Origin of the sequence: Streptomyces acidiscabies (assembly GCF_020010905.1) — a bacterium.
Lineage (GTDB): Bacteria > Actinomycetota > Actinomycetes > Streptomycetales > Streptomycetaceae > Streptomyces > Streptomyces acidiscabies.
The window spans coordinates 274,815-287,032 of sequence record NZ_JAGJBY010000002.1 but is presented as its reverse complement, the minus strand read 5'-3'; the positions used below and the strand labels follow the sequence as shown (position 1 = coordinate 287,032).

At 73.3% G+C, this 12,218-nt stretch carries 7 protein-coding genes; 1 reads left to right on the top strand and 6 read right to left on the bottom strand.

Annotation, left to right across the window (positions count from 1 at the left end; translation table 11 throughout):
* Positions 1-51 precede the first annotated feature (51 nt).
* From J8M50_RS28230 to J8M50_RS28210, 5 genes are all read right to left on the bottom strand, one after another.
* Positions 52-1,236 carry a glycoside hydrolase family 26 protein gene (locus J8M50_RS28230; RefSeq protein ID WP_010354353.1) on the bottom strand — a complete coding sequence of 395 codons (1,185 nt, stop codon included), beginning with the start codon at positions 1,234-1,236 and terminating at the stop codon, positions 52-54.
* The gene (locus J8M50_RS28225; RefSeq protein ID WP_010354354.1) at positions 1,233-1,655 is read right to left on the bottom strand and encodes a hypothetical protein; all 423 of its coding nucleotides are present in this window, start codon (positions 1,653-1,655) and stop codon (positions 1,233-1,235) included. The genes J8M50_RS28230 and J8M50_RS28225 overlap by 4 nt, the downstream gene beginning before the upstream one ends.
* Positions 1,652-3,472: a hypothetical protein gene (locus tag J8M50_RS28220; RefSeq protein WP_010354355.1), complete on the bottom strand. Its 1,821-nt coding sequence runs from the start codon at positions 3,470-3,472 to the stop codon at positions 1,652-1,654. Before J8M50_RS28220 ends, J8M50_RS28225 begins: the two co-directional genes overlap by 4 nt.
* Positions 3,473-4,999: 1,527 nt before the next feature.
* Positions 5,000-7,309, bottom strand: coding sequence for a lipopolysaccharide biosynthesis protein (locus J8M50_RS28215; RefSeq protein WP_372462336.1), 2,310 nt, complete (start codon positions 7,307-7,309; stop codon positions 5,000-5,002).
* A gap of 109 nt (positions 7,310-7,418) precedes the next feature.
* Positions 7,419-8,663 carry a DegT/DnrJ/EryC1/StrS family aminotransferase gene (locus J8M50_RS28210; protein WP_075692933.1) on the bottom strand — a complete coding sequence of 415 codons (1,245 nt, stop codon included), beginning with the start codon at positions 8,661-8,663 and terminating at the stop codon, positions 7,419-7,421.
* A gap of 386 nt (positions 8,664-9,049) precedes the next feature.
* On the opposite strand from J8M50_RS28210, the gene J8M50_RS28205 reads away from it, so the two are divergent.
* Positions 9,050-9,988, top strand: coding sequence for a M56 family metallopeptidase (locus J8M50_RS28205; protein WP_010353993.1), 939 nt, complete (start codon positions 9,050-9,052; stop codon positions 9,986-9,988).
* A 99-nt stretch (positions 9,989-10,087) separates the two neighbouring features.
* On the opposite strand, the gene recQ is transcribed toward J8M50_RS28205, so the two are convergent.
* Positions 10,088-12,121, bottom strand: coding sequence for a DNA helicase RecQ (gene recQ, locus J8M50_RS28200; protein WP_010353992.1), 2,034 nt, complete (start codon positions 12,119-12,121; stop codon positions 10,088-10,090).
* Positions 12,122-12,218 lie beyond the last annotated feature (97 nt).

Below are 12,218 nucleotides of genomic sequence, written 5' to 3'. Positions count from 1 at the left end.
GGAGGCGCTGAAGGGGCGGGGGGAGCACCCCGCCCCGGTAGTCCCCGTGTACTACTTCAGGGGCTGGTTCAGGTACGGGTCGGAGACCGCCTCGCGCAGGCTCGACCAGGCCCGGGAGTTGGCCACGGCCAAGTCGCAGTTCGGGCCGGGGTCGCGGTAGTTCCACTGGAGGGCCGCCTTGACGCCGGTCAGCTTCTTGAGGACCGAGGGGACCTCGGCGTACCAGTCGGCCTGGCGGGCGGGGCGGGCCGGGTCGTCCGCGGTGCCGAACTCGGAGAGCATCAGCGGTTTGTCGTCGGAGATGTTCCTGCGCATCCAGTCGTGCGTGGCCTGCTGGGTCTGGGCGAAGGAGAGCCAGCCGGCCTTGTGGCACCGGTAGTAGTTGTACTGGTTGTAGGCCACCCAGTCGACGTAGTCGTCACCGGGGTACATCCGTTTGATGAGGTCGGCGTGGCCCAGGTACCCGGTGGTGATCCAGGTCCACACGACGTTGGTGACGCCGAGTTCGCGGAACCGGTCGTGGATGTGCCGGTAGGCCCGTACGTAGTCCTCGGGAGTTCCGCTGTCCGGGGTACGCGTATCCATCTCCAGGTCGAAGGAGAGGAACACCTTCTTCCCGTACGCCTTGATCCGCTCGGCCTGGACGTCGATCACCGAGTCGTCGAGGTCACCGGCGCTGATCTGCTTCCAGGTGGGCTGCTGGGCCGCCGTACCGCCCCAGACCTTGCTCTCCCAGGAGAGCAGCAGGAGCCGGTCCTTGCCGACCTCGCGTTCCTCGTCGGTGAGCAACTGGCCTTCCCTGCGCGCCCCTTGGACCAGGGACATGTCGTGGTACGTGTAGACGATGTCGAGGGGGCGGCCGATCTGCCGCTCGTACCCCTTCACCTTCTCGGGAAGGTCGTCCTTGTCGTGCGGCACGAACGCGCCGAACCAGGCCCCGCAGGGCGGTTCGAGCAGAGCCGTCGGCGCGCACCGGCCGCCCTGGGTGGTGGGCCGGGAGCCGCCCCGATCCTGGTCGCCGGAGGAGTCGTCCCTCAGGAGCAGTACGGCGGTGAGGGTGACGCCCGCGGTGAGTACGGCGGTGAGGGCGAGGCGCCGGGGGCGGGGGCGGGGTCGTCCCCGGTGTCGTCCGTGAGAGGGAGGGGTACGGGGTACCCCCGGGGTACGCCGGCCCGTCGTACCTGAGCGGTAGACCGGTCGTCGGCGGGCAGGTCGTAAACGGTGGAGCCACCTCACAGGGCAGTACCTTTCACAGTCCGCGGGGAGGCGCGCAGGCGCGGGCAGAACGCCGCGATGGTGGTCAGCAGCGTCAGGGTGAGCAGGACGCGCTGCGCGCTGAAGGCGTGCGTGGCGATGAACACCGTCCCGACGACCAGGACGGCGGACACGCTGACGAAGACGGTCAGCATCAGCCGCTCCAGGAGGTCGGAGTGGCGTGCGAAGGCCGGGTCGCGGCCTTCGACGGGACCCTCGGCGGGCCGCGCCGCGAGCGCGGGCCCGCAGATTCTGACCAGGGCCCCGCCCGGCCCCGCCGCCAGGAACAGCACGACGGCGGCGACTCTGAGCGGGGATCCGCCGGGCAGCGCGAGGGAGCTGACGGCGAGCCAGCCGGCGAACGGGGCCGCCATCCGGACGACGAGTTCCTGCGGGGTCATCGGGCCGTCTCCTTCAGCACGTACGCCACCCCCGCGCCGTTGCCCGCGACCCGTTCGAACAGGGGTGACGCGGCGACCGAGGCGCGGATGTGGTCCAACTGGGCTTTCGTGAGGAGGCCGTTCATCTCCGAGTCGGCGTACTGGCCCTGGGACAGGACCAGATACGCGCGGGCCGGGGAGTCGACGGCCGACATGTCACTGGCGAGCGTCGCCGCCGGGTTCCGCAGGATCTTGTCCACGTGCGCGCGCGAGTCGTCGAGGAACCAGTAGTGGTCGACGCGCCAGTAATCTGCGTACGCCAGTGGGTAGTTGCGGTCCGCCGCGACGACCAGGGAGCCCTCCGGGGCGCGGTCGAAGACCTGCTGGACGAGGTGCACCTCGGCGGGCGGGAAGTAGCTGATGCGGTCCTTGCCGGAGTAGCTCGGGACGAACGCGAGCGTGCCGGCGAGCAGGGCCGCGAGCGGTAGCCAGGTGTAACGCCGTTGGCGCGTACGGGGGTTGAGTTCCGTCGCCGTGAGGGTTCTGACCTGCGGCATGAGCGCCGCCGCCGCGAAGAACGCGGCGCCGGGGAGCATGAACATCAGGACGCGGAAGATCATCTCGCTGCCGTAGCTGCTCGCCGCGAACATCGGCAGCGGGGCGATCGCGAGCAGCAGCAGGGGCAACGCCCGGTGGCGCAGCACCGGTTGGCGCCAGGCGCCGAGCGCCGCGAGCAGGATCACCGACGCGGACAGCAGGCGGGCGGCCCAGGAGGTCGCGATCGCGCCCGTGCCGGTGGGGGTGGCGCCGTAGCCCGTCTCGACGTTGCCGCCGATGTCGCCGACCGAGCGCAGCATGTCCGGCATCGTCGCGGACAGGAACGGCAGCGCGGCGGTCAGGCACCAGGCGAGGAAGATGACGACCGTGGTGACGATCGGGACCCTGTCGCGGTAGCGGCGCGCGAAGAAGAGGACCGCGAGGGAGATCACCAGCATGCCCGGGGTGAGCTGGTGGGAGATGACGATCCCCACGACGAACAGGGTGAGGACGACGGTCCATACGGCCGCGCGGGAGCGGGCGTCGGGGGTACGGGGGGTGGCGTACCTCCTGAGGACTACGGCGAGTACGCCGAGGTGGAGGGCGAAGGCGACGGACTGGGGGGAGAAGTAGTCCTGGCCCACCCAGTTGGCTACGTAGAAGAGCCATACCGCCGTCCAGACCAGGCGCCTGTCCTCCGTGAACGTGCGGTAGATCAGCAGCAGGGGGAGCAGCAGCATCAGGCTGGAGACGAGGGGCCACCACGCCATGAGCTGGGCCGCCGAGTCGACTCCCAGGAGCCGTACGAGAGTTGCCTGCGCCGCGAAGAAGCCGGGCCACTGGTCGTAGACGGCCATGTCGCCGAGGGTGTCCGAGCCCTGGAGGCGGCCCGCGGTGAGGAGGTGGTCGATCACCGCGTCGTGTTTCCACGCCCAGGCGTACAGGGGGGTGGGGTACAGGACGGCCTGCGTCGCGCGCTCCATCACCAACAGGCCGATGACGTACGCCGGTGCCCAAGCGGGGTGCCTGCGGCGGGAGTTGACGAGCGTGGACCAGAACCCGGCCGTCAGCACGACCAGGCCCGCCCAGAACGCCGGGTGCAGCGCCGTGAGCAGCCCGAAGTCGTCCAACTCCCCGACGTCCGTGTGCCGCACGGCGTACGCCCACAGCCCCATCGCCCCGGCCAGCCCCGCCGCGGGCCACAACGCCGAGTGGTACCAGGGGCGCGCGGGCGGGAGGTCGGCGAGATCGGTGACGGGGTCCTCGGCGAGGGCGGTGACGGGGGTGCTCGGCGGGGCCACGGACGGCTCCGTACGCCCCAGGGGGGACACACCTGGGTACGACACCGGGCCCCCCGGAGGGACTACGGAACCTGAGGACGGCCCCGGCTCCCCCGAAGGAACCACGGCCCTCGGGCCCTCCGAGGAACCCACAGGACCACCGAAGGGAGAGGCGGAGACGTCGGACTCCCGTACCCCGAAGCCGACTTCGGCTTCACCGAGGACACCGCCCGACCGCCCCCCAGGCCCGGCCCCGGCAGCTCCCGCAACCCACTGCGTCACGCCCCTGGACCCCCGCTCTACCTCCCTCTCGGCCTCCACGGACTCCCCACCGGCCTCGCCCCACTCCCCCGCGCCCCCTTGCCCCGCAGCCTCAGGCCAACGAACAACCCGCACCTGCCCCGCACGCGCGGAACGCCCCCGGCTCCCCGAGGACTCGGCGAAGCCCACATCCACCCGAGCGGCATCCTCCAACTCCTCACCCACGCCCAGTGGTTCACTCGGCCCCGCCCCCCCAACAGCGCCGTGCCCCGGCACCATGCCCGCGCCCACCGCACCAGCACCAGCACCAGCACCAGCCCCGGCCCCGGCCCCGGCCCCGGCCCCGGGATCATCCGGCCAAGCAGCGCCCCCCGACTCTCGGGTCTCGCCCGCACCCGCCCGAGCAGCACTCCCCGGCTCTCCGGCCTCGCCCGCCCGAGCAGCGCCCCTCAACCCCCCGCCCCCGCCCAGCGGTTCACCCGACCCCGTCCCCGCAACAGCGCCGTGCCCCGGCACCACGCCCGCACCCGCGCCCCCAGCCCCAGCCCCAGCCCCAGCCCCAGCCCCAGGATCATCCGGCCAAGCAGCACCCCCCGACTCTCGGGTCTCGCCCGCACCCGCCCAAACAGCGCTCCCCGGCTCTCCACCCTCGCCCACGCCCACCCGAGCGGCGCCCCTCAACCCCCCGCCCTCGCCCAGCGGTTCACCCGAACCCATCCCCCCAACTCCGCCGCCCCCCGGCTCCGCACCCCTCTCCGCCACCCCGCCCTCCGAGCCCGGAGAACCAGCCCCCCTCGGCTCCCCGCCCCCGGCCTCCCCCTCGCCCACCCGCCCGGCACCACCGCCCCGCTCCCCCCGCCCCAACTGCCCGACACTGCCGAGCCGCTCCCCCGTCCCCAGCTCCCCCGCACCGCCGAACTCCTCGCCCGCCCCCGCCTCCCCGGCGACGCCAAACCGCTCGCTCGCCCCAGACTCCCCGGCACCCCCCGGCGCCCCGCCCTCACCCGCACCCACCCGCCCCGCACCGTCGAACCCCTCGCCCGCCCCCGACTCCCGGGCACCACCCCACGGCTCACCCACCCCACCAAGCCTCAACTTCCGTGTCCCCTCCCCCCGTTCGCCCCCCGGCGCACCCGTACCCCCCTCGTCCGGCCCCGCGCCGGGTGGTTCCGAGGTGTCTGTGTTCGGGTGGGACGTCTCGGCGCTCTGGGAGCCCTTGGCCGGGTCCGGTCCGGTTCTCTGGTTCGGTGTGCGCACGACGGTTCCCCCCTGTCGTTCGGCGTTGGATCAGGTCGTGGGGCGCGGTGGGGCGCGGTGGAGCGAGAGGAGCACGGCGAGGACGAAGAGCGCGGCGAGAGTCGGCGGCGCGAAGGGCGCCAGGGCCTCTCGCCACGCCCAGCCCCCCAGGGCGGCGAGATAGACGAGCCCCCAGCGCGCCGTCCAGGGCAGCCGCAGCCGCTCCCCCAGCCGGGCGAGCACCTGCGACAGCGCGACGAGGCACAGCAGTTGGCACAGCGGCGGCGCCCAGCGCAGCAGCGGTACGGGCCCGTCGAGCCCCATCGCCTCCGCGAGGAATCGCGCCGTTTCCGTATAGAACGTCCCGCCCACCGCCTCCGGTTCCCGCCCCAGCGAGACCGGTACGGCGTACAGCGCGAGGACCACGGCCCCCAGCACCGTCCCCGGCAGCCACGGATCGCGCCGCAGACCGAGCGTCACCGCCCCGGCGTACAGCAGGAGCAGCACGAGCCCGGCGCCGAGCGCCGTCCAGGGCAGCGCGTCGAGCATCGCCCGCCCGGTGACGGACCCGGACGCCGTACCCGTAGTACCCGAGGACCGCAGCCACGGCAGATCCCGCACCCCGAAGGCGAACACAACAACAGCGGCGACGAGCGCCGTCCACACCCCGCCCCGCAGCCACCGCTGCCCCTTCTCGGACCACAATCCCCGCGCCCCGTACGCCGGTTCGACGCCCCGCCCACCGAGGAGCCCACCCGCAGGCGGCCCCGAGGAGGACTCGGACGACGACCCCGAGGACAGCTCGGAGGCCGACCCCGGAGGCGTACCCGGGTAGTACCCAGGTACGACCCCCGACCGCACCCCCGCCGCCGACACACCTCCACCCCGCCCCTGCGGCCACACGATCACCGCCAGCGTGTCCGCCTCCAGCGCCTCCCGCTCGTACCCCGGCCACCCGATGAACAACGGCACGGTGTCCTCGTCCGCGACAGCCGCCCGCCGAGCCCAGCTCGTCCCGTACCCGGAGGCCGTCGCATACCCGGCGGTCGCGCCGAGCCGATGAGCGGACTCCAGCGCAGGCGCAGGCGCGGAGGCCGAGGCCAGCGCCGACACCGAACCCGGCGCCGACCCCGAAGCCCGCGCAGAGCGCCCCCACCCCGCCCCCTCCGGCCGCAGCGCCGCCCGCAACCCCACCACCGACACCCCCGCGATCAACGTCATCCCGAGCAGCACCGCCCACCCCGCCCCCGCGATCCCAGCGGGCCCGAACAACACCGCCGCACACCCGAGCACCAGCGCACACATCGCCCCCTGGAGCGCGGCGAGCATCCCCGTCCGCCCCTGCACCCGCAGCACCCCGATGTACAGCTCGACCACGACCCGAGGCAGCGCCCCGAGGGCCAGCAGCCGCAGCACCGTCGTCCCGTGCTCGGCGTAGTTCTCGTCGAACGGCATGAGGATGCGCGGCGCGAACAGCACCAGCACGAGGACGACGGGTACGAGGAGCAGCGTCATCCGGCGCAGCGCGCCCCGTACGCCGTCGGCGAGGTGACGGGGGTCGTGGGAGGCGTGCGCGGTGAGCGAGGAGGCCATGTTGATGGCCATGAACTCCATCGTGCCGCCGACGGTGTACGCGACGTAGAAGTAGCCGTTCTCCGCCGCGCTGAAGCGCACGGCGACCATCACCGGCAGCAGGTTGATCATCGCGAGGCTGAACAGCGCGCCCAGCGAGTCGCCCGCGAGGAAGCGGCCCATCTCGCGCAGACGCGGCGGCTCGACGTGCCGGTCGGCGGCCTGCTGGCGCGGGATCAGCCGGCGGAAGATCAGCCAGCCGAGCGGCACCGTCGACAGGGCGATCGCGGCGGCCCAGGAGACGAAGATGCCGAGCGCCGGCAGCGCGGTCGCGAACACGGCGAGCAGGATCAGCTTGCCGATGGAGAACACGGCGTTGCCGACGGGCACCCACAGGGCCTTGCGCAGCCCCGTCAGCACCCCGTCCTGGAGCGTCAGCAGCGCCCACGCGACGCACGCGACGACGAACACCGCGCCGGCGGCGGGCGTCCCCAGGGGCGCGTACGAGGCCCCCCACAGGTCGAGCGTCAGCAGGAACACGCACGCGGCGATCACCACGACCACCGAACTCGCCGCGTACGCGCGCCACACCAGCGCCCCCGTCGCCCGCCCCGCGCGCGGGACGAACCGGACGACCGCGCCGATCATCGTCGTCGCCGTGATGCTCGCGAGCAGCCGCATCGCGGCGATGGCGGCGGAGCCCTGCCCGACGGCCTCCTCGGAGTAGTAGCGGGCGGCGACCAGCCAGAACCCGAGGCCCAGGACGGCGGAGACGCCCGTGCTGAGCATCAGGAAGTAGGCGTTCCTGAAGAGGGAGTCGGGGCCCCCGCGCGCGGGCGCGTCCTTCGTCTCCTCGCGCGCACCGGCCGCCGCGCGCTGTCTGGGTTCGGCCCGCGTCTCAGTCACGGGTCCCTCCCGGTGCACGCGCGGGTGCCACCCCCGCCTCCGTCAGCGCCGCGATCACCTCACGCGCGCGCAGGGGGTCGACCGGCAGCGCGTGCCGCGCGAACCAGCGCGCCCCGGACGGGTCCGGCGACACGTCCGTGAACTCCGCGCCCGCGTAGTCGTCCAGCGGCGGGTCGTACAGGTACCCGACGACGATCCCCCGGCGCGCGAGCGCCTCCCGCGCGGCGTCCCGGTCCTCGACGAACAGGGGGACCCGGAAGAGGGGCTGCGGCGGGCCGTCGCCCGCGCGCGCCCACGGCGTCGCGAGGAGACGCTCCGTACCCTCCCGGCAGGCCGTCAGCACACCGTCCAGACGGTCCAGCTTGCGCCCCACGCGCGCGAGGCGGCCGTTCCCGGCGCTCAGGCGGTAGTCGTGCATGTCGACGCGGACCCACGGGTCGTACGCGGCCAGGCCGGTGGCGGTGGCGCCCGCGCGCGCGAGGTCCGCCGGCCGCAGCGGCATCCGGATCTCCTCGCGCTCCATCCGCCCCAGCAGCCGCAGGGTGGCCCAGGCGGCCCGGCGCAGGCCGAGACCGCGTACGGCGGCCTCCGCGTACGGCCGTACGGCGTACGCCAGTTCGGCCGTCGGCCGCGCGGGAAGCAGCAGGTCCTCGCGGGCCTTCTCCAGGGCGTCGCGCAGACCCGCGTCCGCGCAGGACAGGAACCCGCCCGCCTTCGCGCCGACGTGCTTCGACAGGCTGAACACGGAGGCGTCGCCCCACGCGCCGACCGCCCTGCCGCCCGCCTCGCTGCCGATCGCGTGCGCGCCGTCCTCGAACAGCGGGATGCCGAGCGCGTCGCACCTCGCGCGCAGGCGCGGGGCGTCGTCCGGGTTGCCGTACAGGTTCGTCGTCAGTACGGCGGACAGGGTGCCCCAGGTGGCCTCCGGGACCGCGTCCACGTCGATCGACGCGTCCAGCGGCCTCAGGGGGGCCTGGACGGGCCGCAGGCCCGCCGCGAGCACCACGAAGAAGATCACGTCGTCGTTGACCGGCGACATCAGGACCCGTCCGCCGGGCGGGCACCAGTGGCGCAGCGCCACGTACAGCCCGAACCGGCACGACGGCACGTACACGCATTCCCGGCCGAGTCTGCCGCGCATCGTCGCCTCCAGCCGCGCGAGCCGGGTCCCTGCTCCCGTCCCGCCCTGCCGTACGCCACGACCCGCCGACCCCCGGCCGGCCTCCCCTTCGGCCATCCGCCCCCCAGATGCGCCCAGCGAGAGCTCCCTCCCCGAGGCCCTCCGGCACCCGCCCAGAGTCTCCCCGTTCGCACCGCTCCGTCAAGATTGCGTCCCAGCCTGTGGATAACTTCCCGTATCCGACCTAAAGGGGTGTCGTGTACGGACTGTTGGGGTGTGTGAGGTGTGTGGGGTGCTGTCCGCCCCGAGCCGGGGATACGGCCGCCCGCGCGCCTCGCCGCCAAGGGGCTGACGGCGTCGGGGCTCGCGGTCATACTGGCCGCGAGGACCCGTGAGGCCGGGATGCCGCCCGGCCGGGTCGGGGAGCGTGACAGCGTGACGCCGGCCTGCTGGTTCACCGCACAACCGTGTACGTCCTCCGAGCAGAATCCGGAAACCGTGGGATGACCATCTGTCTGCTTCTGCTGAGCGCCGTCGGGCTGACGGCCGCGGTGCCGGTGCCGCGCGCGCTGACGCGGGCGCGGTGGCCGGAGCGGGAGCCCGTGGTGGGGCTGTGGGTGTGGCAGTGCCTCGTGGCGACCGTACTGCTGTGCTGCGTCACCGCGTTGACGCTGGGCGTCGCCGCGGTCTTCCACACGGTCCGTACACAGCTCTTCGCGCCCGCGCCCCGGGAGGTGACCGAGGCGTACGACCTGTCGGCCGCGCCTGTGTGGGCGGTCGTCCTGACGCTGCTGCTGGCGTGCGGGGCCGCCTGGACGACGGCGATGCTCGGGCGGGAGCTGGTCGAGGCCCGGCGGCGGCGCGTCCGCGACCGGGCGTTGCTGCGGGAGCGCGCGCCGGACCTCCCGGCGGGCCTGCCCTCCGCGCGCGGGCCCCTCCTCGTCCTGGAGGACGAGTACCCGGACGCCTGGTGGCTGCCCGGCAGCCCGCCCCAGCTGATCGTCACCACGGGCGCGCTGAACCGGCTCACCGCGCACCAGCTCGACGCCGTCCTCACCCACGAGAAGGGGCACGCGCGCGCCCACCACGACTGGCTGCTGCACCTCTCGACGGCCCTCGCGACCGGCTTCCCCCGCGTCCCCCTCTTCGCCCACTTCTGCGACCAGACCCACCGCCTCGTCGAACTCGCCGCGGACGACACGGCGTCACGGCGCTGCGGGCACCTCACGACCGCCCTGGCCCTCATCGAGCTCAACCAGCACCGGGGCGTCCTCTCCTGCGCCTCCAGCCACCGCCTCCTCGGCGAACGCGTGGACCGCCTCCTCCAGCCGCCCCCGCGCCTGCTGCGCCGACACCGGGCCCTGACGACGACGGTGGCCGCGCTGATCCCCCTGCTGCCGCTGCTGATCACGTTCGCGCCGGGGTTGTCGGCGCTGACGTAGGCGGCGCGGGGGAGGCTCGGGGCACCGGGGACGCCACGGCCGCGCGCAGCCCCCTACGCCCACGCGAACGCCACAGCCACAGCCACAGCCACCCGCCCCCTACGTCCAGTCCGGCTCCTCCTCCATCTCGCCCCAGAAGTCGTCCTCCGCCGATGCGGAACCCTGCGTCGCCTGCGCCGGTACGGACCCCTGCGTCACCGGAGCCGGCTTCACCTCGCCGCCACCACCCCCCGGCGCCCCACCCAGCTCCGCCAGCGCCGCCACGACCCCCTCGCCATAGGTCACCAGCTTCTTCTCCCCCACCCCACTGATCCCCGCCAACTCCCGCACCGACGACGGCCACGCGGAGACGATCTCGCGGAGGGTCGCGTCGTGGAAGATCACGTACGCCGGGACCCCCTGCTCACGAGCCTGCTCCGCACGCCACGCGCGCAACGCCTCGAACGCGGGCTGAAGGTGGCCCGGCAGTTCGACGACCGCCGCCTTGGCCTTGCCGCTCTTCCCGGAACCGGAGGAGGACGTCTTGGCGACCGTCGCCCGCTTCGGCTCCTTGCGCAACGGCACGTCCCGCTCGCGCCGCAGCACCGTGCCACTGCCCTCGGTGAGGACCAGCGTCCCGTACTCGCCCTCGACCGCGAGCAGCCCCTGCGCCAGCATCTGCCGGATGACGCCCCGCCATTCGCCGTCCGCGAGGTCCTGCCCGATGCCGAAGACGGAGAGCTGGTCGTGGTCGAACTGGATGACCTTGGCCGTGCGCTTGCCGAGCAGGATGTCGATGATCTGGACCGCGCCGAACTTCTGCCCGCGCTCGCGCTGGAGGCGGACGACGGTGGAGAGGACCTTCTGCGCGGCGACCGTGCCGTCCCACGTCTCCGGCGGGGTCAGGCACGTGTCGCAGTTGCCGCAGCCGACGGGGTCGGGGTCCTGGCCGAAGTAGTTGAGGAGCTGGCCGCGCCGGCACCGCGCGGTCTCGCACAGCGCGAGCATCGCGTCGAGGTGGGACTGCGCGCGGCGCCGGAACGCCTCGTCCCCCTCACTGGACTGGATCATCTTGCGCTGCTGGATGACGTCGTTGAGGCCGTACGCCATCCACGCCGTGGACGGCTGTCCGTCACGCCCCGCGCGGCCGGTCTCCTGGTAGTACCCCTCGACGGACTTCGGCAGGTCGAGGTGGGCGACGAAGCGGACGTCCGGCTTGTCGATGCCCATGCCGAAGGCGATGGTCGCGACGACGGTGAGGCCGTCCTCGCGCAGGAACCGGGACTGGTGCCTGGCGCGGGTGCCCGCGTCGAGCCCGGCGTGGTACGGCACGGCCGCGATGCCGTTGTTCACCAGGAACTCGGCGGTCTTCTCGACCGAGTTGCGCGAGAGGCAGTACACGATGCCCGCGTCGCCCGCGTGCTCCTCGCGCAGGAACGCTAGGAGCTGCTTCTTCGGGTCGGCCTTCGGGACGATGCGGTACTGGATGTTGGGCCGGTCGAAACTGGCGACGAAGTGCCGGGCGTCCGGCATGCCCAGGCGCTGGACGATCTCCTGGTGCGTGGCCTCCGTCGCCGTCGCCGTCAGCGCGATGCGCGGGACGTCGGGCCAGCGCTCGCCCAGGAGGGACAGGGCCAGATAGTCGGGGCGGAAGTCGTGGCCCCACTGGGAGACGCAGTGCGCCTCGTCGATCGCGAAGACGGCGATCTTGCCGCGCGAGAGCAGCTCCAGCGTGCTGTCGAGGCGCAGCCGCTCGGGCGCGAGGTAGAGCAGGTCCAGCTCGCCGGCGGCGTACTCGGCCTCCACGAGGCGGCGTTCGTCGAAGTCCTGCGTCGAGTTGATGAACCCGGCGCGCACGCCCACGGCGCGCAGGGCGTCGACCTGGTCCTGCATGAGCGCGATGAGCGGCGATACGACGATCCCCGTACCGGCTCTGACCAGCGAGGGAATCTGATAGCAGAGCGACTTGCCACCGCCGGTCGGCATCAGCACGACCGCGTCCCCGCCGCCGACCACATGATCGACGACCGCTTCCTGCTCGCCCCGGAAGCTGTCGTACCCGAACACCCGCCGCAGCACGGCGAGCGCCTCGCTCTCCTCCGCACCGACCCCGGCCCCGGCCACCACGCCTTCCACCCCTACCGCCTCCGCCATCACGCCGATCCCACCCGTCGTCCCTCGAACCACTGCCTCCACGTACCCCCCACGATAGGCCCCCGCACCGACACCCACAGAGTTATCCACAGGCCGC

Coding starts and splice junctions, on each gene's coding strand:
- J8M50_RS28215 (WP_372462336.1), bottom strand. CDS start 7,309: ATGCTCAGCACGGGCGTCTCCGCCGTCCTGGGCCTCGGGTTCTGGCTG.
- J8M50_RS28225 (WP_010354354.1), bottom strand. CDS start 1,655: ATGACCCCGCAGGAACTCGTCGTCCGGATGGCGGCCCCGTTCGCCGGC.
- J8M50_RS28205 (WP_010353993.1), top strand. CDS start 9,050: ATGACCATCTGTCTGCTTCTGCTGAGCGCCGTCGGGCTGACGGCCGCG.
- recQ (WP_010353992.1), bottom strand. CDS start 12,121: ATGGCGGAGGCGGTAGGGGTGGAAGGCGTGGTGGCCGGGGCCGGGGTC.
- J8M50_RS28210 (WP_075692933.1), bottom strand. CDS start 8,663: ATGGCCGAAGGGGAGGCCGGCCGGGGGTCGGCGGGTCGTGGCGTACGG.